We start from the raw sequence: 24,496 nt of genomic DNA, 5'->3' as shown, positions 1-24,496 counted from the left end.
GCATCGCCGCGGCGACGGTGTCCAGAAGGGCGCGCTGCTTGTCGTTGGCGCCCGTCACGTCCAGCGTGTGGCCGGCCGCCGTCAGCCGCGCGCGGGTGTGCAGCACGGCCCAGGCCCCGGCGGTGTCCATGTGACCGGCCCCGGCCAGATCGACCACCATGTCCCGGTCCGCCGGCAGCCGGTCAAGGGCGCGCAGCACCGCCGTGACCTCGACCACGGTCAAGGGACCGGCCAGGCGAACCCCGGTGCGTCCCTCGGCCTCGGTCACGGTGATTTCTGCGCTCTCAGACAGCGGTCCGCCCCTTTTTCCTTCGTGCCGGTCTAACGCAGGGGGGCTGTTTCTGCCAGCCTGCAATGCGGAACAGCCATCGCGGGCGCGTGCGATGGGGCGGGCATGCCGGGCGGGGCTGGCGCGTCGGCGGCGGGGCGCATAGGCTCGGCCCGGATTGCAGCGCCGAGGGGGCCATGACACCCACGATCCTGATGCTCAACGGTCCCAACCTGAACCTGCTCGGCACCCGCCAGCCCGAGGTGTACGGGCGCACCACCCTCGACGACATCGTCGCCGACTGTACGCGGCTGGCTGGTACGCTGGGGCTGCGGCTGGATGCCCGCCAGAGCAATCACGAGGGGGTTCTGGTCGACTGGGTGCAGCAGGCGCGCGAGGGGGCGGCCGGGATCGTGATCAATCCCGGCGGCCTCAGCCATACCTCGGTGGTGCTGCTCGACGCCCTCAACGCCTTTGACGGGCCGGTGGTCGAGGTCCACCTGTCCCAGATCCACCGGCGCGAGGCGTTCCGCCACCACTCCTATGTCTCGTTGCGGGCCGACGGGGTGATCGCCGGGCTGGGCGCCGAGGGCTACGCGGCGGCGCTGCGGCATCTGGCGGCGCGCCTGGCCTGAGCGGCGCGGCGGCTCATGCAGGATCATCCGTGGCTGGATGAATCGGGCGCGGAGCCCGGGGTCCGGATCCGGGGCGCCCCGTTTGTCGGGCCTCCGGTCCATTGGTCCCGGTCCGTCAGCACGCGGCGCAGGACGGTGGGACGGTCGGTGATGATCCCGTGCACGCCCAGATCCAGCAGCCGCGCCATTTCATCGGGGGCGTCAACGGTCCACACATGCACCTGCATCCCCGCACGCCGCGCCGCGCGCAACAGCCCGCGCGTGACCACCGGCACGCCGCGGAACCGCACCGGCACCTGAATCGCCGCACATCCCGGCATCGCGACCGGCAGGCCACAGCCCGCCAGCCACACCCGCGCCACGCCCAGATGCGCGGGCGACCACGCCAGATCCGGACCCAGCGCCGCGCGCAGGCGGGCCGTCCGCGCGGGCGAGAACGCCCCCACGCAGACCCGCCCGACCGCCCCGGCCGAGCGGATCGCCGCCGCCATCGCCGGCACCGCATCGTCGGACTTCGCCTCCAGCACGAAGCGCATGTCCGCAAGATCCGCCAGCACGGCATCCAGGCGCGGGATCGCCGCGCCGCCCCGCGTGCGCACCTCCGACAGCGCGGCCCAGGTCAGATCGGCCACCGCCTCGGGGCGGCCGCACATCCGCGCCAGGGTGGCATCATGGTGCAGCACCGCCACCCCGTCACGGGTGACGCGCACGTCCGTCTCGATGAAGCGATAGCCGAGGGCCGCGGCATGGGCAAAGGCCTCGGTGGTGTTCTCCTCCGCCTCCAGCGCGCCGCCCCGATGTGCGATCGCCAGTGGCAACGGATGGGCGAGGGCAGGAAAACACGCGGCCATGGCAACCAGCCTGCCGCAGCCCGGCCGCAAAGTCGAGCGCCCGCCCCGGCTGTCCGGGGCGGGCGCAACGATGTCCGGCGGGCCGCATCACGGCCCGGCGATCACTCCTGGCCGTCGGTCACCTCGGGGGCGGGATCGGCCATCGCGGCCTCGGGGGCGGCCAGCGCGGCCTCCGCCTCGGCGCGGCGTGCGGCGATGACCTTCTGGTCACGCTCGGCCGCGATCTTCTTGACGCGGGTGATCGCGCCACCGGTCCCGGCCGGGATCAGCCGGCCGACGATGACGTTCTCCTTCAGCCCGACAAGCTTGTCACGCTTGCCCTGGACCGAAGCCTCGGTCAGCACGCGCGTCGTCTCCTGGAACGACGCGGCCGAGATGAAGCTGCGGGTCTGCAGCGACGCCTTGGTGATGCCCAGCAGGATCGGCTCGCCGCGCGCGGGCTTGCGGCCGTCGGCGACGGCCTTCTGGTTCATCTCGTCGTACTCGGCCTTGTCGACGTGCTCACCCTTGAGCAGCGTGGTCTCACCCGAATCCAGGATCTCCCACTTCTGCAGCATCTGGCGGACGATCACCTCGATGTGCTTGTCGTTGATCTTCACGCCCTGCAGGCGATAGACGTCCTGCACCTCGTCGATCAGATAGTTCGCAAGCGCCTCGATCCCCATGATCCGCAGGATGTCATGCGGGGCGGGGTTGCCATCCATGATGTAGTCGCCGCGCTGGATGAAGTCGCCTTCCTGCACGGGGATGTGCTTGCCCTTGGGCACGAGGTACTCGGCCGGTTGCAGGCTGTCGTCGGCGGGCTCGATGGTGATGCGGCGCTTGTTCTTGTAGTCCTTGCCGAAGCGCACGGTGCCGTCGATCTCGGCGATGATGGCGTGGTCCTTGGGACGCCGGGCCTCGAACAGCTCGGCCACCCGCGGCAGACCCCCGGTGATGTCCTTGGTGCGCGCGCCTTCGCGCGGGATCCGCGCGACCACATCGCCGGGCCGGACGTCGGCGCCGTCCTCGATGGACAGGATCGCGTCCACCGACATCGGATAGGTGATCGGGTTGCCCAGATCGTTGCGCACCGGCTCTCCGGTCTCGGGGTCCATGATGATGATCTCGGGCTTGAGATCGGACGCCCGCGGCACCGACCGCCAGTCCGACACGATCCGCTGGGTCATGCCGGTGGTGTCGTCGGTCTCCTCGCGCACCGACAGGCCGGAGATCAGGTCGACGTGACGCGCCACGCCGCCCTTTTCCGCGATGATCGGCAGGGTGTAGGGGTCCCAGGCGAACAGCCGCGTGCCCTTCTCGATCTCCTCGCCGTCGCGCACGAAGATGCGCGTGCCATAGGTCAGCTTGTGGCTGGTGCGCTCCACGCCGTTGGCGTCGATGACCGCCAGGTGCATGTTGCGGCCCAGCACGATCTGTTCGCCGGCGGCGTTCTCGATCAGGTTGGCGTTGCGCAGCTCCACCCGGCCGGGGAAGCTCGATTCCATCGACGAGGTCGAGCCACCCTGCGCGATGCCGCCGATGTGGAAGGTCCGCATCGTCAGCTGGGTGCCGGGTTCACCGATGGACTGGGCGGCGATGATGCCCACGGCCTCGCCCACGTTGACCATGGTGCCGCGGGCAAGGTCGCGCCCGTAGCACATGGCGCACACGCCTTCTTCCGCCTCGCAGGTCAGCGGCGAGCGGATGCGTACGGCGGCGATCCCCTCGGCCTCGACCTCCTCGGCGGTGCGCTCGTCGATCAGCTCGTTGCGGCGCACCAGCACCTCGTCGGTGCCCGGACGGATCACGTCCTCGGCGGCGACGCGGCCCAGGATCCGTTCGGCCAGGTTGGAGACGATCTCGCCGTCGTTCACCGCCGCCTCGGCGGTGATGTAGCGCTCGGTGCCGCAATCGCGCGAGCGCACGATGCAGTCCTGCGACACGTCCACCAGACGCCGCGTCAGATAGCCCGAGTTCGCCGTCTTCAGCGCCGTATCCGCCAGACCCTTGCGCGCGCCGTGGGTGGAGTTGAAGTACTCCAGCACCGTCAGGCCTTCCTTGAAGTTCGAGATGATCGGCGTCTCGATGATCTCGCCCGAGGGCTTGGCCATCAGCCCGCGCATGCCGCCCAGCTGCTTCATCTGGGCCGGGCTGCCGCGCGCGCCCGAGTGCGACATCATGTAGACCGAGTTCGGCTCCATCTCGGCGCCGTTCTCGTCGTGCCGCACGGCCGAGATCTCGCCCAGCATCTCGGCCGCCACCGCGTCCGAGCACTTCGACCAGGCATCCACGACCTTGTTGTACTTCTCGCCCTGGGTGATCAGGCCGTCGAGGTACTGCTGCTCGAACTCCTTCACGAAGTCCCGGGTTTCGTTGACGATGCCCCACTTGGTGTCGGGGATCAGCATGTCGTCCTTGCCGAAGCTGATGCCGGCGCGGAACGCCTCGCGGAAGCCCAGACCCATGATCTGGTCACAAAAGATCACCGACTCCTTCTGCCCGCAGAAGCGGTAGACGGTGTCGATGACGTTCTGCACGTCCTTCTTGCGCAGCAGTCGGTTGACCAGTTCGAACGGCGCCTTGGCGTTGAGGGGCAGCATGGCGCCCAGACGCACGCGGCCCGGCGTGGTCTCGTGGCGCGTCCAGACCTCGGCGCCGTGTTCGTCGATCTGCTTGATGCGCGCGGTGATCCTGGCGTGCAGGTGCACGTCGCCGTTGGCCAGCGCGTGCTCGACCTCCTCGGGGTCGGCGAACAGCATGCCTTCGCCCTTCATCCCCGCCCGCATCATCGAGGTGTAGTAGAGCCCCAGCACCATGTCCTGGCTGGGCACGATGATGGGCGCGCCGTTGGCGGGCGACAGCACGTTGTTCGTGCTCATCATCAGCACGCGCGCTTCCAGCTGCGCCTCCAGGCTCAGGGGCACGTGCACGGCCATCTGGTCGCCGTCGAAGTCCGCGTTGAAGGCCGAACATACCAGCGGGTGAAGCTGGATCGCCTTGCCCTCGATCAGCACCGGCTCGAACGCCTGAATGCCCAGACGGTGGAGCGTGGGCGCGCGGTTCAGCAACACCGGGTGTTCGCGGATAACCTCATCCAGGATGTCCCAGACCTCCGGGCGCTCCTTTTCCACCAGCTTCTTGGCCTGCTTGACGGTGGAGGACAGACCCTTGGCCTCGAGCCGCGAATAGATGAACGGCTTGAACAGCTCCAGCGCCATGCGCTTGGGCAGGCCGCACTGGTGCAGCTTCAGCTCCGGCCCCGTCACGATGACCGACCGGCCCGAGAAGTCCACGCGCTTGCCCAGCAGGTTCTGGCGGAACCGGCCCTGCTTGCCCTTGAGCATGTCGCTGAGGGATTTCAGCGGGCGCTTGTTGGTGCCGGTGATGACCCGGCCGCGGCGGCCGTTGTCGAACAGCGCGTCGACGGCCTCCTGCAGCATGCGCTTCTCGTTGCGCACGATGATGTCGGGCGCGCGCAGCTCGATCAGCCGCTTGAGGCGGTTGTTGCGGTTGATGACCCGGCGATAGAGGTCGTTGAGGTCCGAGGTCGCGAACCGGCCACCGTCCAGCGGCACCAGCGGGCGCAGCTCCGGCGGGATCACCGGCAGCACCGTCAGCACCATCCACTCCGGACGGTTGCCGGATTCCAGGAAGGACTCCACGACCTTCAGCCGCTTGATGATCTTCTTGGGCTTCAGCTCGCCGGTGGCCTCCTTCAGCTCCTCGCGGAGCTGGTCGGCGGTGGCCTCCAGGTCGATGGCGGCCAGCATCTCGCGGATGGCCTCGGCGCCGATGTTGGCGGTGAAGGCGTCCGCGCCGAACTGGTCCTGCGCGTCGAGGAATTCCTCCTCGCCCAGCAGCTGGCCATAGCTGAGGTCGGTCAGGCCCGGCTCGATCACGACGTAGTTCTCGAAGTACAGAACCCGCTCCAGATCGCGCAGGGTCATGTCCAGCATCAGGCCGATGCGCGAGGGCAGCGACTTCAGGAACCAGATATGCGCCACGGGCGAGGCCAGCTCGATGTGGCCCATGCGCTCGCGTCGGACCTTCTGGAGGGTGACCTCCACGCCGCATTTCTCGCACACGACGCCGCGGTACTTCATGCGCTTGTACTTGCCGCACAGGCACTCGTAGTCCTTGATCGGACCGAAGATGCGCGCACAGAACAGCCCGTCACGCTCGGGCTTGAACGTGCGGTAGTTGATCGTCTCGGGCTTCTTGATCTCGCCAAAGGACCAGCTGAGGATCCGCTCGGGGCTCGCCAGCGAGATCTTGATCTCGTCGAACTGCTTGGCGGGCGTCAGCGGGTTGAACGGGTTGGTGGTGAGTTCCTGGTTCATCGGGGCATCCTTGCGATCGGAGGGGCAGGGCAGGGGCCGGGCGCGCACGCCCGGCCGGGGGAGAGGGTCACTCCTCCTCCGAATCCAGCAGTTCCATGTTGAGGCCCAGGCCACGGACCTCCTTGACGAGCACGTTGAAGCTTTCGGGCACGCCGGCCTCGTAGTTGTCCTCGCCCTTGACGATGGACTCGTAGACCTTGGTGCGGCCCGCCACGTCGTCGGACTTCACCGTCAGCATCTCCTGCAGGGTGTAGGCGGCGCCGTAGGCTTCCAGCGCCCAGACCTCCATCTCGCCCAGTCGCTGGCCGCCGAACTGCGCCTTGCCGCCCAGCGGCTGCTGGGTCACCAGGCTGTAGGGCCCGGTGGAACGCGCGTGCAGCTTGTCGTCGACCAGGTGGTGCAGCTTGAGCATGTACTTGATGCCCACCGTCACCTTGCGCGCGAACGCCTCGCCCGTGCGCCCGTCAAAGGCGGTGGACTGGCCCGACTGGTCGAAGCCCGCCCGCACCAGCGCGTCGTTCACGTCGGCCTCCTTGGCGCCGTCGAAGACCGGTGTGGCGATGGGCACGCCATCGCGCACGGTGCCGGCGGATTCGAGGAACGCCTCGTCGTCCATGGCGCCAAATGCCTGGTCATAGACCTCGTCGCCGTAGGCGATGCGCATGGCCTCCTGCACCGGGGCCATGTCGCCGGTGCGCCGGTACGCCTGCAGCGCCTCGTCGATCTGCACGCCCAGACCGCGCGCGGCCCAGCCCATGTGCGTCTCCAGGATCTGGCCCACGTTCATGCGCGACGGCACGCCGAGCGGGTTGAGGACCATGTCCACCGTGGTGCCATCCGCGAGGAACGGCATGTCCTCCATCGGCACGACCTTGGAGATGACGCCCTTGTTGCCGTGGCGCCCGGCCATCTTGTCACCGGCCTGAAGCTTGCGCTTCACCGCGACGAAGACCTTGACCATCTTCATCACGCCCGGCGGCAGGTCGTCGCCGCGCCGGACCTTCTCGACCTTGTCCTCGAAGCGGTGGTCGAGCTGGCGCTTCTGCGCGTCGTACTGCGCCTGCAGCGCCTCCACGGCCTGCGCGTCGGCTTCCTCGGACAGCGCGAGCTGCCACCACTGGCCGCGCGACAGCCCGTCGAGCAGCTCCTCGGTGACGGTGGCGCCGGACTTGACGCCCTTGGGACCCTTCACCACCACCTTGCCGAGCACGAGATCGCGCAGGCGGCCGTAGATGTTGCGTTCCAGGATCTCCAGCTCGTCGTCGCGGTCGCGGGTCAGGCCGGCCACTTCCTCGCGCTCGATCTGCAGCGCGCGCTCGTCCTTCTCCACGCCGTGGCGGTTGAAGACGCGCACCTCCACGATGGTGCCATAGGCCCCCGGCGGCAGCCGCAGCGAGGTGTCGCGCACGTCCGACGCCTTCTCGCCGAAGATGGCGCGCAGCAGCTTCTCCTCCGGCGTCATCGGGCTTTCGCCCTTGGGGGTGATCTTGCCCACCAGGATGTCGCCCGGCTGCACCTCGGCGCCGACATACACGATGCCCGCCTCGTCGAGGTTGCGCAGCGCTTCCTCGCCCACGTTGGGAATGTCGCGGGTGATCTCCTCCGGCCCGAGCTTGGTGTCGCGGGCAGCGACCTCGTACTCGTCGATATGGATGGAGGTGAAGACGTCATCCCGAAGGATACGCTCCGAGATCAGGATCGAGTCCTCGAAGTTGTAGCCATTCCACGGCATGAAGGCGACGGTGATGTTGCGCCCCAGCGCCAGCTCGCCCATGTCGGTGGACGGGCCGTCCGCGATGACCTCTCCGCGGCCCACGGCATCGCCCACCTTCACCAGCGGGCGCTGGTTGATGCACGACGACTGGTTGGAGCGCTTGAACTTGCGCAGCCGGTAGATGTCGACGCCCGGCTCGCCCGGCTCCAGGCTCTCGGTGGCGCGCACGACGATCCGGGTGGCGTCCACCTGGTCGATGATGCCCGCGCGCCGCGCCATGATGGCGGCACCCGAGTCACGCGCGACCACGCCCTCCATCCCGGTGCCGACGAACGGCGCCTCGGCCTTGACCAGCGGCACTGCCTGGCGCTGCATGTTGGAGCCCATCAGCGCGCGGTTGGCGTCGTCGTTCTCCAGGAACGGGATCAGGGCCGCGGCGACCGACACAAGCTGCTTGGGCGACACGTCGATCAGGTCGACGTTCTCGCGCGGGTTCAGCATGAACTCGCCGCCCGTGCGGGTGGAGACCAGATCGTTGACGAAGCGGCCGTCGTCGTCCAGCGCCGCGTTGGCCTGGGCGATGGTGTGGCGCATTTCCTCGGTGGCGGAGATGTAGACGACCTCGTCGGTCACCTGCGCGTCGCGCACCCGGCGGTAGGGGGTCTCGATGAAGCCGTACTTGTTCACCCGTGCGAACGTCGCGAGGCTGTTGATCAGGCCGATGTTCTGGCCTTCCGGCGTCTCGATCGGGCACATCCGGCCGTAATGGGTGGGGTGGACGTCGCGGACCTCGAAGCCCGCGCGTTCCCGCGTCAGGCCGCCCGGCCCGAGCGCCGAGAGGCGGCGCTTGTGCGTCACCTCCGACAGCGGGTTGGTCTGGTCCATGAACTGGCTGAGCTGGCTGGAGCCGAAGAACTCCCGCACCGCGCCTGCCGCCGGCTTGGCGTTGATCAGCTCCTGTGGCATGGTGTTGTCGATCTCGACGGACGACATCCGCTCCTTGATCGCACGCTCCATGCGCAAAAGGCCCAGCCGGTACTGGTTCTCCATCAGCTCACCGACCGAGCGCACCCGGCGGTTGCCGAGGTGGTCGATGTCGTCGATCTCGCCGCGCCCGTCGCGCAGCTCCACCAGCGCCTTGATGCAGGAAATGATGTCCTCGTGGCGCAGCGTGCGCTGGGTGTCCGGCGCGTCGAGCGCGAGGCGCATGTTCATCTTGACCCGGCCCACGGCCGACAGGTCATAGCGCTCGGAGTCGAAGAACAGCTGGTTGAACAGCGCGGACGCCGTGTCATAGGTGGGCGGCTCGCCCGGGCGCATGACGCGGTAGATCTCGGTCAGCGCCTGCTCGCGGGTGAACGACTTGTCCGCGGCCATGGTGTTGCGGATGTACGGGCCGACGTTGACGTTGTCAATGTCGAGCACCGGGATCTCGGTCACGCCCTGGTCCAGCAGCTCCTTGAGGGTGCCGCCCTTGACCTCGCCGTCGCGGTCCAGCTCCCAGGTCAGCTCGTCGCCGGCCTCGGCCCAGATCGCGCCGGTCTCCTCGTTGATGATGTCGCGCGCGGCGAAGCGGCCGATGATGTGCTCGAACGGGACCAGCAGGTCGGTGACGGTGCCCTCGTCGATCCAGCGCTTGACCATGCGCGGCGTGGCCTTCTCACCGGCCTTGAGGATCACCTCGCCGGTGGCGGCGTCCACCAGATCCATGGTCGGGCGCGTGCCGCGCACCCGCTCGGGAAAGAACTTCGTGACCCAGCCCTTGCCCTTTTCCAGCCGGAACGGGACGGTGTCGTAATACGCCGCCATGATCTGGTCCTGGTCCATGCCGAGGGCATAGAGCAGCGTGGTCACCGGCAGCTTGCGGCGGCGGTCGATGCGCGCGAACACCAGGTCCTTGGCGTCGAATTCGAAATCCAGCCACGACCCGCGGTAGGGGATGATCCGGCAGGTGAACAGCAGCTTGCCCGAGCTGTGCGTCTTGCCCTTGTCATGGTCGAAGAACACGCCGGGCGAGCGGTGCATCTGGCTGACCACCACCCGCTCGGTGCCGTTGACGACAAAGGTGCCGTTGCCCGTCATCAGGGGCATGTCGCCCATGTAGACATCCTGCTCCTTGATGTCCTTCACGCTGCGCGCGCCGGTGTCCTCGTCCACATCGAACACGATCAGCCGCAGCGTCACCTTCAGGGGTGCTGCATAGGTCATGTCGCGGTTCTGGCACTCGTCGACGTCGTACTTCGGCTTCTCCAGCTCGTACTTGACGAACTCCAGCACGGCGGTGTCGTTGAAGTCCTTGATCGGAAAGACCGACTGGAACACGCCCATCAGCCCTTCGCCATCCAGCGGCGCCTCGCCATCGCCCGAGCGCAGGAACAGATCGTACGAGGACTTCTGAACCTCGATGAGGTTCGGCATCTCCAGAACCTCACGGATGTTGCCGTACTGCCTGCGGATGCGCTTCTGGCCTACGAATGCCTGCGTCATGTGCGGTGCCACCTTTTGCTGTCGTCGCAGGCGACCGGGCCGTCGGGCCACGGCCGGTCGCCGCTTGCGATCACGGGGTTTGGGGGGCTCCATACCTGCCGACCGTCCCACCGGTCGGCTCCCGAGCCCGACGCCTGCCCCGGGGCGAGGCTCGATCCCGCGAGCCCCGGCCAGAAACAGGCCGCTTCAAACGTCGAATGCCGGGCCCGGGAAACCCCGGGCCCAGCGATGTTCATGCCATGGGCGCCGCGGCGCCGCGGCTCACTTCAGCTCGACCTTGGCGCCGGCTTCCTCGAGCTTCTTCTTGATCTCTTCGGCTTCGGCTTTCGGAGCCTGCTCCTTGACCTTGCCGCCGGCTTCCACCAGCTCCTTGGCCTCTTTCAGGCCCAGGCCGGTGATCGCGCGGACTTCTTTGATCACGTTGATCTTCTTGTCGCCGGCGTCGGTCAGGACGACGTCGAACTCGGTCTGCTCCTCGGCGGGGGCGGCGGCGTCACCGGCGGGGCCGGCCATCATGACCGCGCCACCGGCGGCGGGCTCGATGCCGTACTCGTCCTTGAGGATCTGCTTGAGCTCCTGCGCCTGCAGCAGCGTCAGGTTCACGATTTCTTCGGCAAGTTTCTTCAGGTCAGCCATGTTCGGGATTCCGTTCTGTCAGTTGGGTCCGGCGCGGTGCCACATGCACTCCGCGCCCATGCTCGCGCTCAGGCGGCCGCCTTTTCCTCGATGGTGGAAAGGATGCCCGCGATGTTGGAAGCAGGTGCGCCAATGGCCCCGGCGATGTTGGACGCCGGTGCGCCGATGCAGGCCGCGATCGAGGCAATGAGCTCCTCGCGCGACGGCAGCTTCGACACCGCCTCGACGCCGGCGGCGTCAAGGTTCTGCCCACCCATCGAGCCACCCAGAATCGCGAACTTGTCGTTCTTCTTGGCGAACTCGACCGAGACCTTCGCCGCGGCGACAGGATCCTCGGAATAGGCGAGCACGGTCATGCCCGTCAGGTAAGTCCCGATGCTCTCGCAGGGCTTTCCGTCCAGGGCGATCTTGGCGAGCCTGTTCTTGGCAACGCGTACGGCCCCACCCGCTTCACGCATCTGCGCGCGCAGGGCCTGCATCTCGGCAACCGTGAGGCCTTCGTAGCGGGCTACGACGACCACGCCAGAGCTCTCGAAGATCTGGCCGAGTTCCTCGACCACTTTCTCTTTCTGGGCTCTATCCACGTGTTACTCCAAGTTTGGGGGTCTCCCCCCGGCTCTCGTGCTGCCCCGGATCGCTCCGGGGCGTCGGGTCCGTGACCGGGTCCCGAAGCCAACATCGCCATGGAGCATGCGCCCCGCGGCAGATCCGACCCGTTCCCCATCTCGGGCAGGGAATTAAGCCCCACCGGGGCACCCGCCGTCTCGGACAGGACGAGGGGACAGGCCCCCCGCCATCCCCACGCCACCGGCGCGGGGAATTCTTGTGCCTCAGCGGCCGGTGGCGGACGCCAGATCGACGCTGACCCCGGGCCCCATGGTGGAGCTGATCGAGACCTTGCGCAGATAGGTGCCCTTGGCCCCCGTCGGCTTGGCCTTCGACACCGCATCGACAAAGGCGCGGATGTTCTCGGCCAGCTGGGCCGGGTCGAACGACGCCTTGCCGACACCGCCATGGATGATCCCGGCTTTTTCCACGCGGAACTGCACCTCGCCGCCCTTGGCGTTCTTGACGGCCGTGGCCACGTCCATCGTCACCGTGCCCACCTTGGGGTTGGGCATCAGGTTGCGCGGGCCGAGGATCTTGCCCAGCCGCCCCACGATGGGCATCATGTCCGGCGTGGCGATGCAGCGATCGAACTCGATCGTGCCGCCCTGGATCGTCTCCATCAGGTCCTCGGCGCCCACGATGTCGGCGCCGGCCGCGGTGGCCTCGTCGGCCTTGGGGCCGCGGGCGAACACCGCCACGCGGACCGTCTTGCCGGTGCCGTTGGGCAGGGTGACGACGCCGCGCACCATCTGGTCGGCGTGGCGCGGATCGACCCCGAGGTTCATCGCGACCTCGATCGTCTCGTCGAACTTGGCGGAGGCGTTGGACTTGATCAGCGCGACCGCGTCCTCGACGGACAGCTCGACCTTGTCAGCCACGGCGCCGCGGGCGGCACGGATGCGTTTGCCTTGCTTTGCCATGACTTATCCCTTCACCTCGATGCCCATCGACCGTGCCGAGCCGAGGATGATCTGCATCGCGGCCTCCACGTCGGTGGTGTTCAGGTCGCGCATCTTCGCCAGGGCGATCTCGCGCACCTGCGCCACGGTCACGTGGCCGGCGGTGTCGCGCCCGGGCTTTTCCGAGCCCTTGGCCCGGTTGCGCTTGCCCACGGGCTTGAGGCCCGCCGCCTTCTTCAGCATGTAGGACGCCGGAGACGTCTTGATCTCCATGGTGAAGGACTTGTCCTGGTAATACGTGATGATCACCGGGGTCGGCGCGCCCGGCTCCATCTCGGCGGTGCGGGCGTTGAAGTCCTTGCAGAACTGCATGATGTTGATGCCGCGCTGACCCAGCGCGGGACCCACGGGCGGCGAGGGGTTGGCTTGCCCCGCCTTCACCTGCAGCTTGAGCTGCCCGATCACTTTCTTGGCCATCTGGCCGTCTCCTTGTCCTGACCCGGGCCGAACGCGTCCGTCCCGGTGGCGTCTGGCGTGGTCCGGACCGAGGGGCGCGCCCCTGCATCCTCCCACGTGCGAACCGGCCCGTTCGGACCGATGAGGTCACGGGGGCTACAGCCTGTGCCCGCCCGCGTCAAGGGCCGTCGGTGCCATTGCCCCGCTGATAATGCGCAGCCCAGCTGGCGGCCACCGCATCCCAGCCGAAGGAGGCCGCCGCGTGGGCGCGCGCGGCGTGACCGACGCGCGTGGCATGTTCGGGGTCCCCCGCAAGCCGGTTCATCGCGGCCGCAAGCCCCGCGACCACCGCATCCTCGCCGTCGGGTTCGAGAAAGATCGCGCTGCTGTCATCGGCCAGAAGCATCGGTCCGCCCCACCGGACGGCGATCACCGGAAGGCCCAGCATCATCGCCTCCTGCATCACCATGCCGTTGGCCTCGGCGAGCGTCGGAAAGACGAAGCCGCGATAGGCCCGCAACTTCGGCAGATCCTCGTGGGGCAGCCAGCCCGGAAAGGAGACGCGCTCCGAGATGCCCAGCGCCTGCGCAAGCGCGGCATAGTCCCGTCGCTCCGGCCCGTCGCCAAAGATCGTGATGCGGATGTCCGGGTCTGAGGCGGCGATGGCCCGGAGCGTCAGGTCATACGCCTTGTACCGATCAAAGCGCCCGAGCGTGACGAACTCCGGGTTTCGGCCGGTGTGGCTGGCGGGCGGCAGGGCCGCCAGGTCGGCCGGCACGCCTGCATCGATGACATCGACCATGCGCGCCTCGGCCACACCCGCCAGCCGCAGCGCGTCGCGCGTGCGTGAGCCACCGGAGACAAGGAGCGTCTCGGCCGAGCGCTTGTCGCCGAAGACCGTGCCGTATACCCGCTGGGTGACGGGATAAACCGCCTGCTGAAACCGGCGCTTGCGTCCGGCGCGGCCACGGAATCCGGGGGGATAGTCGATGTTGCCGTTGAGCGGCCCCATCACCACGCGATACCCCCGGGGTGGGAAGCGAAGCGTGATCGGCGATATCGGGCAGATGTAGTGCAGGATCGTCCTGCCCGGATCGAACTGCCGGGACAGCCAGGCTGCGCGGCGGTGGAAATACACGCTCAGCAGCGGACGCAGCACGCGGCTGCGCCACAGGGCGGTCTGCACGGGGGTCTCGTCGATCCACAGGATGCGGTCCGGCGGCAGGCGCCCGGACAGCTCGCGCCGATTGCGTCCATGGGTGATCAGCACCGCATCATGGCCGGTATCGAGGAGCCAGCGGAAATACTGAAACGCCTTCAGCGCCTCGCCGCCCATCCGGGTGCCGACGTTTGGCGCTATCAGGACGATCTTCTCCGCAACCTGCGCCGTCATGGCGGGCGTCTCCGGATGTGGGGTCAGCTCCCCTTGGTGACCTGGGTGAACTCCAGCTCCACCGGGGTGGCGCGGCCGAAGATCGACACCATGACCTTGAGGCGCGCGGCATCCTCGTCGACGTCCTCCACCAGGCCCGTGAAGCCCTCGAAGGGCCCGTCGGTGACCTTGACCTGCTCGCCGACCTCGAAGCGGATCAGGGTGCGCGGCGCGGCCTCGCCTTCCTGAACGCGGTTAAGGATCTGGTTCACCTCCTCGTCGCGCATGGGCATGGGCTTGCCCTGCGGCCCGAGGAACCCGGTGACGCGGTTGATCGAGTTGATCAGGTGATAGCCACGGTTCGTCATCTCCATGCGCACCAGCACATAGCCGGGCATGAAGCGCCGTTCGCTCGTGACCTTCTTGCCGCGGCGGACCTCGATCACCTCCTCGGTGGGGACGAGGACCTCCTCGATCTCGTCCTCGAGGCCGTTGTCGGCCACGGACTGGCGAATCTGCTCGGCGATCTTCTTTTCGAAGTTCGAGAGCACGCTCACGGAGTACCAGCGTTTCGCCATGCCGACCGTCATCCTCTTGCCTGTGCGACCCTGTCCCCCGGCCAAGCGCCCTCTGACGCCGGGGCGTCGCAGGTCACGGGATGTCGGGGAACACCCGCTCGATACACGCACGGGGCGTGCCGCGCAAGGCCCGCGGTGGGGCGGTCCGTACCCTCAGGGCACGAGGCCGGGGCCGAACCCCTCAGCCCACGAGGCCGAGGCCGAACGCCAGCCCGCTGCGGATCACCCAGTCCACGAAAAAGAAGAACACGGCCGTCAGCGCGGCCATGATGAACACCATCACGGTGGTCAGCAGCACCTCGCGCCGCGACGGCCAGACGACCTTGCCGCTCTCGGCGCGCACCTGCTGGAGAAACTGGAAAGGGTTGGTCATGCTGCTTCGGTCCCGCTGGTGATCGCCCGCGGCGTATCTGCGCCGTTGCCCAGCAGATACGCGGGACGGCGCGGGGTTTCAACCCGCGCCCGGCCCCGACGGACGATGACCACGGGTGGCGGGCGCGATTGACGGGGCGGCGGCGGGCTGGCACATGCTGTGCCGCAGGCAACTTCGACGGGATCCCGCCATGACCTACACGTACGACCCCCAGAACGTGTTCGCACGCATCCTGCGCGGAGAGATCCCCTGCACCAAGGTCATGGAGACCCCGCACAGCCTCGCGTTTCGCGACATCGCTCCGCAGGCGCCCGAGCATGTGCTGGTGATCCCCAAGGGCGCCTACGTCACGTTCGACCACTTCGCGGCGCAGGCCAGCGACGCGGAGATCGTGGACTTCAACCGCCTGATCGCGCAGCTGTGCGGGCTGCTTGGGGTGGCGGCGCCGGACAAGGGCTATCGGCTTGTCTCGAACGCCGGGCGCGACGGTGTGCAGGACGTGCCGCACCTGCATGTGCACATCCTTGCCGGCAAACCGCTGGGGCGGATGCTGCCCGGCGCCAAGGAAACCCCCTGAGGGGCGCGGCTCCGGCGATCCCTCCGTCAGAGCAGGCGCGGCGCAGACCGCCCCGCGGGCATGCTGGGGGTAATGCGGCGCTTCAAGTTCCGCCCTCAAGTCCTTGCGATCGAACTGTAAAACGCGCCTGATGCCTGCCGCGGGGCAGGGCGGTGGCGCCGGTCCGATCCGTGCGCCCTGTCGGGTCCGTGGGGCGGTGCGGGATGACCGGGGATTGTCGGGAACCCTCGCGGCGGCATAGGGAAGGGACCTCGGGATTGGGTGCGGAGGGATCGCGATGGCTCTGCCGACGGGAATGCAGCTGAAATACTGGGGCATCGCGGGGGGCGGCTTCCTTGTCGCGCTCTGGCTTCTGGGCGATGTGATCGCGCCGTTTCTGGCGGGCGCGGCGGTGGCCTATTTCCTCAACCCGCTGGTCGAGCGGCTGGAGGCGCGCGGGTTGTCGCGGATGATGGCAACGGTGCTGATTACCCTTGTGGTGATGGCGGCGGTGGCGGTGGCGCTGCTGGGGGTGGTCCCTGGCCTGATCGCGCAGGCCGTGGCCCTGTTCGAGGCCGCGCCCGATGGGTTGCAGGCGGTTCACCGCTTCCTCGAGGTCCGCTTTCCCGACGCCCTCGATGCCGACAGCGCGGTGCGCCGGGGCCTTGCGGGCATGGGCGAGGCGGTGCAGTCGCGCGGCATGGCGCTGGTGGAGGGGGCGCTCAGCTCGGCGCGCGGGCTGCTGGGGGTGCTGGTGTTCGTCGTCATCACACCGGTGGTGGCGTTCTACCTGCTGATGGACTGGCCGCGGCTGGTGGCGCGGATCGATGACCTGCTGCCGCGTGACCACGCGCCGGTGATCCGGCGGCTGGCCCACGACATCGACCGGGCGGTCGCGGGATTCGTGCGCGGGCAACTTTCGGTGTGTCTGATCCTTGCGGTGTTCTATGCCACCGCGCTGGTGCTCGTGGGGTTGCAGTTCGGGCTTGTGGTGGGGGTAGTGACGGGGCTGATCTCGTTCATCCCCTGGATCGGGGCGATCATCGGCGGCATCCTGTCGATCGGGCTGGCGCTGCATCAGTTCTGGGGCGCACCGGGGATGATCGCGCTGGTGGCCGGGATCTTCGTCCTGGGCCAGTTCCTGGAGGGCAACGTGCTGGTGCCGCGCATGGTGGGCCGCTCGGTCGGGCTGCACCCGGTGTGGCTGCTGCTGGCGCTGTCGGCGTTCGGCTCGCTGTTCGGGTTCGCGGGCATGCTGGTGGCGGTGCCGGTGGCGGCGGCGCTGGGGGTGGTGGTGCGGTTCTTCACCCAGCAATACCACGACAGCGTGCTCTATCGCGGGTCGGGCGGGCGGTAATGCGCCAGCTCGCCTTCGACCTGCCTGCGCCACCGTCGCTGCGGCGCGATGATTTCTTCGTCGCGCCCTCCAACGCGCTGGCGCTGCGCACGGTGGAGGGGTGGGCCGACTGGCCCGGCGGCAAGCTGGCGCTGGCGGGCCCGGCGGGCAGCGGCAAGACGCACCTTGCCCATATCTGGGCGGCCCAGGCGGGCGCGGTGCTGCTGCCGGGCGCGGCGCTGGCGGGGGCCGACATCGGGCGGCTGGCGGCCCGCGCCCGCGTGGCGGTGGAGGACGCCTCGGACGTGGCGGGCGACCCGGCGGCGGAGCGGGCGCTGTTTCACCTGCACAACCTGATCCTGGCCGAGGGCGGGCGGCTGATGCTGACCGATGCGGCCCCCCCCGCGCGCTGGCCGGTGGGGCTGCCGGACCTCGCCAGCCGCCTGGCAGCCACCCCCACCGCCGCGCTGGAGGCGCCGGACGACGCGCTGCTGTCGGCGGTGCTGGTGAAGCTGTTCGCCGACCGGCAGGTGGCGGTGCCCGCGGCGCTGATCCCCTGGATGGTCGCGCGGATGGAGCGCTCGCTGGCGGCCGCGCGTGATCTGGTGGCGCGCATCGACGCCCGCGCGCTGGCCGAAGGGCGCCCCGTCAGCCGACCGCTGGCCGCCGCCGTGCTGGACAGCCCCCCCGACCTCGGGCCATGATCGCGCCATGTCCAGCCCGGTCCAGACCCGCCCGTCCCCCGCCCGGCGCAGCCCGCGCCGCCGTCACACCCCTGTCACCTCGCCCGATCACAAGGCGGCCATGATCCAGTCCGATTTCCTGACCTCGGCCCCGCCCGCGCCCGTCGTGCCCGACGGCTTCGACATCACCGGCCCGGGGCGGTTCTTCAATCGTGAGCTTTCGTGGCTCGCCTTCAACTGGCGCGTGCTGGAGGAGGCGCGGAACCCCCGCGTGCCGCTGCTGGAGCGGCTGCGGTTCCTGTCGATCTCGGCCACCAACCTTGATGAATTCTACACCGTCCGGGTCGCGGGCCTGCGGGAACTGGCGCGCGCGGGCAACACCACGCCGGGCGCCGACGGGCTGTCGCCGGCGGAACAACTCGTCCTCATCAACGACAACGCGCGCCGCCTGATGGGTGAGCAGCAGTCCGTCTGGACCGCCCTGCGCGCCGAGATGGCGGGCGCGGGGCTGCATCTGCTGACCCGGCAGGACCTGACGCCGGAGGACCGCACGCATCTGCGCGCGCATTTCCTGTCGATGGTGTTCCCGGTGCTCTCGCCGCTGGCCATCGACCCGGCGCATCCGTTCCCCTTCATCCCCAACACCGGCTTCTGCCTCGCGCTGCAGCTGGAGGAGGTGGCGACGGGCCGGCCGCTCGATGCCCTTCTGCCGGTGCCGCAGCAGGTGGACCGCTTCATCGCACTGCCCGACACCGGCGACGGTGCGCGCTTCCTGCCGCTGGAGGAGCTGCTGCTTGCGCATCTCGACGCGCTGTTTCCCGGCTACACCATGCGCGGCAATTGCGCCTTTCGTGTGCTGCGCGACAGCGATCTGGAGCTGGAAGAAGAAGCCGAGGACCTCGTGCGCGAGTTCGAGGTCGCGCTGAAGCGCCGCCGCCGGGGCGAGGTGGTGCGGCTGAAGATCTCGGCCAAGGCGCCCGCCGCGCTGAAGGCGCTGGTGATGGAGGAGCTGGAGGTCACCCCCGACGAGGTCATCGACATCGAGGGGCTGATCGGCATGGCCGACCTGAAGGAGCTGGTGCTGGACACCCGCCGCGACCTTCTGTGGCCGTCCTTCACCCCCCGCGTACCCGAGCGCGTGCAGGACTTCGACGGCGACATGTTCGCGGCGATCCGGCAAAAGGACATGCTGCTGCACCACCCGTACGAGACGTTCGACATGGTGGTGCGCTTCCTCGATCAGGCCGCGCGCGACCCCGACGTGCTGGCGATCAAGCAGACGCTGTATCGCACCAGCCGCGACAGCCCCATCGTCGCCGCCCTGTGCGAGGCCGCCGAGAACGGCAAGTCCGTCACCGCGCTGGTGGAGCTGAAGGCCCGCTTCGACGAGGCCGCCAACATCCGCCAGTCGCGCAGGCTGGAGCGCTCGGGCGCGCATGTCGTCTACGGGTTTCTCAACTACAAGACCCACGCCAAGATCTCGGCCGTGGTGCGGCGCGAGGGTGGCAAGCTGGTCACCTACACCCACTTCGGCACCGGCAACTACCATCCCATCACCGCGCGCATCTACACCGACCTGTCGCTGTTCACCTGTGACGCGGCGCTGGGGCGGGATGCCACGCGGGTGTTCAACTACCTGTCGGGCTACGCCCGGCCGGAGCTTCTGGAAAACCTCGCCATCGCGCCGCTGGACATGAAATCCAGCCTGATCGACCGCATCGGGCTGGAGGCCGAGCACGCCCGGGCGGGCCGACCCGCGCAGATCTGGGCCAAGATGAACGCGCTGATCGAGCCCGACGTGATCGACGCCCTCTATGCCGCGTCCTGCGCGGGGGTGAAGATCGATCTGGTGATCCGGGGCATCTGCGGGCTGCGTCCCGGGGTGCTGGGGCTGTCCGAGAACATCCGGGTGAAATCCATCGTGGGCCGGTTTCTGGAGCATTCCCGCATCGTGTGCTTCGGCGACGGGCATGGCCTGCCGTCCGAGGGCGCGCGGGTGTTCATGTCCTCGGCCGACTGGATGGACCGCAACCTCAACCGCCGGGTGGAGACGCTGGTGGAGATCCTCAACCCCACGGTCAAGGCGCAGATCGTCAGCCAGGTGATGGCCGCGAACCTTGCGGATGTGGCACAAAGCTGGGTTCTGGGCCCCGACGGCGGATTCGCGCGCCGCCCGCCGGTCACCGGGGCGGATGGGTCCGTCGATGCGGGCTTCAACTGTCACCGCTTCTTCATGGAGAACCCCTCGTTGTCGGGCCGCGGCAAGGCCGGGGCGGGGGACGTGCCAAGGCTTGCGCATGGCGCCGACTGACGTCAGGGCAGGCGGGCAGCCCTCGGCAGGGGAGAGGACATGGACATGACCACGCGAGGCGCCCACGACACCGGCCCCGTGGCCGAGGCGTTCGCCGCCGATGCCGACGCACGGGCGCTCTCGCGGGTGGGGGTGATCGATGTCGGATCGAACTCGGTCCGGCTGGTGGTGTTCGACGGGGCGGCGCGTTCGCCCGCGTATTTCTTCAACGAAAAGGTCCTGTGCGGGCTGGGGCGCGGCATGGCGCAGACCGGCCGGCTGAACCCCGAAGGCAGCGTGCGCGCGCTGGCCGCGCTGCGGCGGTTCGCCCTGCTGGCCGAGGGCATGGGCCTGACGGCGCTGGAGGCGGTCGCGACCGCTGCCCTGCGCGAGGCCGAGGACGGCCCCGCGTTCACCGCGCAGGTGCGCGACGAGACCGGCCTGGACCTGCGCGTCATCGATGGCCGCGAGGAGGCGCGGCTGTCGGGGCAGGGGGTCCTGCTGGGCTGGCCCGGCGCCGAGGGGCTGGTCTGCGACATCGGCGGCTCGTCGATGGAACTGGCGGTGATCTCGGGCGGTGAGGTCGGCGCGCGCGTGACCTCGGCGCTGGGGCCGTTCCGCCTTCAGGGCATCGCCGGGGGCCAGAAAGGGGTGCGCAAGCATGTGCGCGCCATCCTCGACGGGCTGAAGGCCGAGGTCGGCGGCGGGCATCAGCGGCTCTACCTCGTCGGCGGCTCGTGGCGGGCGTTGGCGCGGCTGGACATGGAGCGGCGCGGCTATCCGCTGACGGTGCTGCACGAATACGCCATGACACCCAAGTCGATCCGCAAGACGGTGGACTGGGTGGCGCGCTCGGACCTCAAGGCGCTGAAGTCGCGCACCGGGATATCGGCCGAGCGGATCGCGCTGGTGCCGCTGGCGGGCGTGGTGCTGCGCGAAGTCCTCAAGGTGTTCCGGCCCAGGGCCGTGCACATCTCGGCCTATGGCCTGCGCGAGGGGCTGCTGTACGAGCAGATGCCCGCCGAAGTGCGCCAGCGCGACCCCCTGATCGAGGCCTGCCGCTTTGCCGAGGCCGCCGCGGCGCGCATGCCGGGTTTTGGCGCGCGGCTGTTCGATTTCGTGCGCCCGCTGTTCCATGGCGTGCCCCAGCAGCGCCTGCGGCTGATGCGCGCCGCGTGCCTGTTGCACGATGTCAGCTGGCGCGCGCATCCCGACTACCGCGCGGCGGCGTGCTTCGACAACGCCACGCGGGCGAACCTGGGGGGCCTTGACCACAAGGGGCGGGTATTTCTGGGGCTGGCGCTGATGCACCGCTATTCCAACGCGAAATCGGTGATGGCACGGATGGCGCCGTTGCAGGGCCTGCTGAGTGACGACGAGCGCGCCCAGGCCGAGGTGCTGGGCAAGGCGATGCGATTCGGCGCGATGTTCTCCATCGCCGGGCCGGAGACGGCGGGGCGGCTGAAGCACTATCCCAAGAAGGGCGTCCTGGAGCTGGTCCTGCAACCCAGCACCGAGGCGCTTCTGGGTGAGGTCGCTCAGGCGCGCTTTGCCGCGCTGGCCGGGGCGCTGAAGGCGCAGACGGTGGTGCGCGTGGGGCGCGGCACGACGCCCAGACGCGCCCCCGACGGGTCCCCCCCGACCGAACCGTGATCCCCGCGCGGCCGGTCCCGGCGTGGCGTTCGGGGTGCGGCGCGCCGAAACTGCGACCCGGAACGGGGCGCCCGGGGCGAGGCGATAGGCGGGGCGAGGGTTGCGGCGGTCAGTCCTCGGGCACGGGCAGGATGCGCACGCTCCCGCCCTTGGCCGACAGCGCGATCTCGCCGTTGCACAGCCGCAGCGCGTCGGCGCCGAACAGCGCGTTGCGCCAGCCCTTGAGCGAGGCGACATCGCGCCGCCCCGCCGCCAGCGCGTCCAGCTCGTCGGCCGAGGCGATCAGCTTCTGCGCGACGCCGGCCTCCTCGGCCTTGGCCTTCAGCAGCACCCGCAGCAGATCCGCCAGCGCGGGGTTCACGTTCAGCTGCGCGCGGTCCGGCTCGGGGCGCGGCAGCGCGTCGGCTGGCACCGCCATGGCCGCGCGCACGGCGGCCAGGATTCCTTCGGCGATGTCGCCGCGCCGCGCCTCGCGCAACAGCAGCCGCGCGCGGCCCAGCTCCTCCAGCGTGGTGGGGCGGGTGGAGGCCAGCTCCAGCAGCGCATCGTCCTTCATCACCCGGCTGCGGGGCACGTTGCGCCCCTGCGCGTACTCCTCGCGGAACCGCGCCAGCGCCTGCACGACGGCCAGGAACCGCGGCGAGGTGGTGCGCGTGCGGATGCGCCGCCAGGCGTCCTCGGGGTGGACGACATAGGTGGCGGGATCGGTGAGCACGCCCAGCTCCTCCTCGACCCAGTCCATGCGGCCGGTGTCGGTGATGCGCGCGGCCAGATCCTCGTAGATCACCCGCAGATGGGTGACATCGGCCAGCGCATAGGTCATCTGCGCCTCCGACAGCGGCCGGCGCGACCAGTCGGTGAACCGCGAGGTCTTGTCGAGGCTGGCGCGCGCGACCTTGCGCACCAGCGTCTCGTAGCCGACCTGCTCGCCGAAGCCGCAGACCATGGCGGCGATCTGCGTGTCGAACAGCGGCCGGGGCAGGGTGCGCCCCTCGATGTAGAAGATCTCCAGATCCTGACGCGCGGCGTGCAGCACCTTGACCGTGCTCTCGTCGCGCAAGAGCGCATAGAACGGCCCGAGGTCCATCTCCCCCGCGATGGGGTCGACCAGCACCGCCTCGCCGCCCTCGGGGCCGTCGGGGCCGGGAATGGCCATCTGCAACAGGCACAACTTGGCGTAATAGCTGCGCTCGCGCAGGAATTCCGTATCGATGGTGACATAGGGCGCCTGGGCCGCGCGGGCGCAGAAGGCGGCGAGGGCGTCGGTGGTGGTCACTGTCTGCATCGAGGGGGCGGTATCCTCAGGCGCACAAGGGTCGCCCCTGCATAGGACAGCCGCACGGGATTGAAAAGCCGCCCCCCACCCGTGCGCGCGGCCGGGCGGGGGGGCGTGCGTCGTCAGCGGATGGCGTCGCGCAGCGCCGCGGCCAGGTCGGTCCGTTCCCAGCTGAAGCCGCCCTCGGCGTCCGGGGTGCGCCCGAAGTGGCCATAGGCCGCCGTGCGGGCATAGATCGGACGGTTCAGCCCCAGATGCGTGCGGATGCCGCCAGGCGTGAGGTCCATCACGCGCGGGATCGCGGCCTCGATCGCGGCCTCGTCGATCTGGCCGGTGCCGTGGGTGTCGACATAGATCGACAGCGGTCTGGCGACCCCGATGGCATAGCTGATCTGCAGCGTGCACTTGTGCGCCAGCCCCGCAGCCACGATGTTCTTGGCCAGGTACCGCGCCGCATAGGCCGCCGAGCGGTCCACCTTGGTCGGATCCTTGCCCGAGAACGCGCCGCCCCCGTGCGGGGCCGCCCCGCCATAGGTGTCGACGATGATCTTGCGCCCGGTCAGGCCCGCATCCCCGTCCGGCCCGCCGATCACGAAGCAGCCGGTGGGGTTGACGTGCCACTCGGTCTTCTCGGTCAGCCAGCCCTCGGGCAGTTCCTCGCGGATGTAGGGTTCCACGATGGCGCGGATGTCGTCCGAGCTCTGGCTCTCATCCGCGTGCTGGGTCGAGAGCACGAGTTGCACCACCTCCACCGGAAGGCCATCCTCGTAGCGCAGGGTCAGCTGGCTCTTGGCGTCGGGGCGCAGGGTCGGCTCGGCGCCCGACTTGCGGGCCTCGGCCAGCCGCTGGAGGATGCGGTGGGCGTACTGGATCGGCGCCGGCATCAGGTCGGGCGTCTCGTCCACCGCATAGCCGAACATGATGCCCTGGTCGCCGGCGCCGCCGGTGTCGACGCCCTGCGCGATGTGGGCCGACTGCTCATGCAGGAAGTTCAGCACATGGCAGGTGTTCCAGTGGAACTTCTCCTGCTCGTAGCCGATGTCGCGGATGCAGTCGCGCGCGATCTGGGGAATGTGCCCCATCATGTTGCGCAGCTTTGCGGGGTCGGTCAGGCCCAGCTCGCCCCCGATCACCACCATCGAGGAGGTGGCAAAGGTTTCGCACGCCACGCGGGCGTTCGGCTCGATCGTCAGGAGCGCGTCAAGAACAGCGTCTGAGATGCGGTCGCACAGCTTGTCGGGATGGCCCTCCGAAACGGATTCGGAGGTGAAGACGTAGTTCTTGCGGGACATGGGAAGCGCTCCATTGGGGTGATCCCCGCCACGCCAGGAAGCCGTTGTGGCGGTTCGAGGAACGCCCTTAGACCCCGCGGCGGGGCGCGTCAACGCCACCTGACAGGGTGCGGTGTCGCAGCCAGCCCCGCCGCAGCCCCGGCACGCCCAGCACCAGCACCAGAAATACGGCCAGCGGCGCCTCGCCGGTGCGGGCGAACGGGGTGGGCG

The 24,496-nt window shown here is 69.1% G+C and carries 19 protein-coding genes and 1 riboswitch; of the genes, 6 read left to right on the top strand and 13 right to left on the bottom strand.

Features of this window, described 5'->3' with window-relative positions:
- On the bottom strand, positions 1-217 hold a 217-nt coding region (locus CCR87_RS16150; RefSeq protein ID WP_338048952.1), incomplete at its 3' end, for an STAS domain-containing protein.
- 248 nt (positions 218-465) lie between these two features.
- On the opposite strand from CCR87_RS16150, the gene aroQ reads away from it, so the two are divergent.
- Entirely contained in the window at positions 466-903 is a 438-nt protein-coding gene (gene aroQ, locus CCR87_RS16145; RefSeq protein WP_201158571.1) for a type II 3-dehydroquinate dehydratase, read from the top strand.
- 23 nt (positions 904-926) lie between these two features.
- On the opposite strand, the gene CCR87_RS16140 is transcribed toward aroQ, so the two are convergent.
- The 10 genes from CCR87_RS16140 to secE form a co-directional block, all read right to left on the bottom strand.
- Positions 927-1,754 (bottom strand): glycerophosphodiester phosphodiesterase family protein, encoded by an 828-nt coding sequence (locus CCR87_RS16140; RefSeq protein WP_201158570.1) that lies wholly within the window; start codon positions 1,752-1,754, stop codon positions 927-929.
- A 101-nt stretch (positions 1,755-1,855) separates the two neighbouring features.
- Positions 1,856-6,076: a DNA-directed RNA polymerase subunit beta' gene (gene rpoC, locus CCR87_RS16135; protein ID WP_201158569.1), complete on the bottom strand. Its 4,221-nt coding sequence runs from the start codon at positions 6,074-6,076 to the stop codon at positions 1,856-1,858.
- A 67-nt stretch (positions 6,077-6,143) separates the two neighbouring features.
- A complete protein-coding gene (gene rpoB / locus CCR87_RS16130; RefSeq protein WP_201158568.1) occupies positions 6,144-10,277 on the bottom strand; it encodes a DNA-directed RNA polymerase subunit beta in 4,134 nt (1,377 codons plus the stop codon).
- Positions 10,278-10,538: 261 nt separating this feature from the next.
- Complete coding sequence (gene rplL / locus CCR87_RS16125) at positions 10,539-10,913, bottom strand: 50S ribosomal protein L7/L12 (protein ID WP_201158567.1); 375 nt, start codon at positions 10,911-10,913, stop codon at positions 10,539-10,541.
- Positions 10,914-10,981: 68 nt separating this feature from the next.
- Complete coding sequence (gene rplJ, locus CCR87_RS16120; protein ID WP_201158566.1) at positions 10,982-11,497, bottom strand: 50S ribosomal protein L10; 516 nt, start codon at positions 11,495-11,497, stop codon at positions 10,982-10,984.
- Positions 11,498-11,743: 246 nt separating this feature from the next.
- Positions 11,744-12,442 carry a 50S ribosomal protein L1 gene (rplA, locus tag CCR87_RS16115; RefSeq protein WP_201158565.1) on the bottom strand — a complete coding sequence of 233 codons (699 nt, stop codon included), beginning with the start codon at positions 12,440-12,442 and terminating at the stop codon, positions 11,744-11,746.
- Between the two features lie 3 nt (positions 12,443-12,445).
- Positions 12,446-12,898, bottom strand: coding sequence for a 50S ribosomal protein L11 (gene rplK, locus CCR87_RS16110; RefSeq protein ID WP_201158564.1), 453 nt, complete (start codon positions 12,896-12,898; stop codon positions 12,446-12,448).
- Positions 12,899-13,055: 157 nt separating this feature from the next.
- On the bottom strand, positions 13,056-14,270 hold the full coding sequence (locus CCR87_RS16105; RefSeq protein ID WP_201158563.1) for a glycosyltransferase family 4 protein: 1,215 nt from the start codon (positions 14,268-14,270) through the stop codon (positions 13,056-13,058).
- A 23-nt stretch (positions 14,271-14,293) separates the two neighbouring features.
- Positions 14,294-14,827 carry a transcription termination/antitermination protein NusG gene (nusG, locus tag CCR87_RS16100; protein ID WP_201158562.1) on the bottom strand — a complete coding sequence of 178 codons (534 nt, stop codon included), beginning with the start codon at positions 14,825-14,827 and terminating at the stop codon, positions 14,294-14,296.
- 181 nt (positions 14,828-15,008) lie between these two features.
- A complete protein-coding gene (secE, locus tag CCR87_RS16095) occupies positions 15,009-15,200 on the bottom strand; it encodes a preprotein translocase subunit SecE (protein WP_201158561.1) in 192 nt (63 codons plus the stop codon).
- Positions 15,201-15,390: 190 nt separating this feature from the next.
- Between secE and CCR87_RS16090 the strand changes: the two genes are divergently transcribed.
- The 5 genes from CCR87_RS16090 to CCR87_RS16070 all read left to right on the top strand — a co-directional run bounded on the left by CCR87_RS16090 (position 15,391) and on the right by CCR87_RS16070 (position 21,718).
- A complete protein-coding gene (locus CCR87_RS16090) occupies positions 15,391-15,777 on the top strand; it encodes an HIT domain-containing protein (RefSeq protein ID WP_201158560.1) in 387 nt (128 codons plus the stop codon).
- A 277-nt stretch (positions 15,778-16,054) separates the two neighbouring features.
- Positions 16,055-17,113, top strand: a complete 1,059-nt coding sequence (locus CCR87_RS16085; RefSeq protein WP_201158559.1) for an AI-2E family transporter — start codon at positions 16,055-16,057, stop codon at positions 17,111-17,113.
- Positions 17,113-17,796, top strand: a complete 684-nt coding sequence (locus tag CCR87_RS16080; RefSeq protein WP_201158558.1) for a P-loop NTPase family protein — start codon at positions 17,113-17,115, stop codon at positions 17,794-17,796. The genes CCR87_RS16085 and CCR87_RS16080 overlap by 1 nt, the downstream gene beginning before the upstream one ends.
- A 100-nt stretch (positions 17,797-17,896) precedes the next feature.
- Positions 17,897-20,086, top strand: a complete 2,190-nt coding sequence (locus CCR87_RS16075) for an RNA degradosome polyphosphate kinase (RefSeq protein WP_201158573.1) — start codon at positions 17,897-17,899, stop codon at positions 20,084-20,086.
- 45 nt (positions 20,087-20,131) lie between these two features.
- Positions 20,132-21,718, top strand: coding sequence for a Ppx/GppA family phosphatase (locus CCR87_RS16070; RefSeq protein ID WP_242512071.1), 1,587 nt, complete (start codon positions 20,132-20,134; stop codon positions 21,716-21,718).
- Between the two features lie 109 nt (positions 21,719-21,827).
- Here CCR87_RS16070 and rnd read toward each other — a convergent pair whose 3' ends face one another.
- Together rnd and metK are read right to left on the bottom strand one after the other, a co-directional pair.
- Positions 21,828-23,003, bottom strand: coding sequence for a ribonuclease D (gene rnd, locus CCR87_RS16065; RefSeq protein ID WP_201158556.1), 1,176 nt, complete (start codon positions 23,001-23,003; stop codon positions 21,828-21,830).
- A 113-nt stretch (positions 23,004-23,116) separates the two neighbouring features.
- On the bottom strand, positions 23,117-24,286 hold the full coding sequence (metK, locus tag CCR87_RS16060) for a methionine adenosyltransferase (RefSeq protein ID WP_201158555.1): 1,170 nt from the start codon (positions 24,284-24,286) through the stop codon (positions 23,117-23,119).
- Positions 24,287-24,292: 6 nt separating this feature from the next.
- Positions 24,293-24,342: riboswitch (SAM-SAH riboswitch) on the bottom strand.
- Positions 24,343-24,496: the final 154 nt, after the last annotated feature.

This window comes from Rhodobaculum claviforme (assembly GCF_016653255.1).
Classification (GTDB): Bacteria; Pseudomonadota; Alphaproteobacteria; order Rhodobacterales; family Rhodobacteraceae; genus Rhodobaculum; species Rhodobaculum claviforme.
Note: the sequence above shows the minus strand (reverse complement) of the source record. Positions and strands in the feature narration are given on the sequence as shown.

Coding starts and splice junctions, on each gene's coding strand:
- CCR87_RS16105 (WP_201158563.1), bottom strand. CDS start 14,270: ATGACGGCGCAGGTTGCGGAGAAGATCGTCCTGATAGCGCCAAACGTC.
- rplL (WP_201158567.1), bottom strand. CDS start 10,913: ATGGCTGACCTGAAGAAACTTGCCGAAGAAATCGTGAACCTGACGCTG.
- CCR87_RS16085 (WP_201158559.1), top strand. CDS start 16,055: ATGGCTCTGCCGACGGGAATGCAGCTGAAATACTGGGGCATCGCGGGG.
- CCR87_RS16090 (WP_201158560.1), top strand. CDS start 15,391: ATGACCTACACGTACGACCCCCAGAACGTGTTCGCACGCATCCTGCGC.
- rnd (WP_201158556.1), bottom strand. CDS start 23,003: ATGCAGACAGTGACCACCACCGACGCCCTCGCCGCCTTCTGCGCCCGC.
- metK (WP_201158555.1), bottom strand. CDS start 24,286: ATGTCCCGCAAGAACTACGTCTTCACCTCCGAATCCGTTTCGGAGGGC.
- rpoB (WP_201158568.1), bottom strand. CDS start 10,277: ATGACGCAGGCATTCGTAGGCCAGAAGCGCATCCGCAGGCAGTACGGC.
- secE (WP_201158561.1), bottom strand. CDS start 15,200: ATGACCAACCCTTTCCAGTTTCTCCAGCAGGTGCGCGCCGAGAGCGGC.
- CCR87_RS16140 (WP_201158570.1), bottom strand. CDS start 1,754: ATGGCCGCGTGTTTTCCTGCCCTCGCCCATCCGTTGCCACTGGCGATC.
- CCR87_RS16075 (WP_201158573.1), top strand. CDS start 17,897: ATGATCCAGTCCGATTTCCTGACCTCGGCCCCGCCCGCGCCCGTCGTG.
- CCR87_RS16080 (WP_201158558.1), top strand. CDS start 17,113: ATGCGCCAGCTCGCCTTCGACCTGCCTGCGCCACCGTCGCTGCGGCGC.
- nusG (WP_201158562.1), bottom strand. CDS start 14,827: ATGGCGAAACGCTGGTACTCCGTGAGCGTGCTCTCGAACTTCGAAAAG.
- CCR87_RS16070 (WP_242512071.1), top strand. CDS start 20,132: ATGACCACGCGAGGCGCCCACGACACCGGCCCCGTGGCCGAGGCGTTC.
- rpoC (WP_201158569.1), bottom strand. CDS start 6,076: ATGAACCAGGAACTCACCACCAACCCGTTCAACCCGCTGACGCCCGCC.
- rplK (WP_201158564.1), bottom strand. CDS start 12,898: ATGGCCAAGAAAGTGATCGGGCAGCTCAAGCTGCAGGTGAAGGCGGGG.
- aroQ (WP_201158571.1), top strand. CDS start 466: ATGACACCCACGATCCTGATGCTCAACGGTCCCAACCTGAACCTGCTC.
- rplA (WP_201158565.1), bottom strand. CDS start 12,442: ATGGCAAAGCAAGGCAAACGCATCCGTGCCGCCCGCGGCGCCGTGGCT.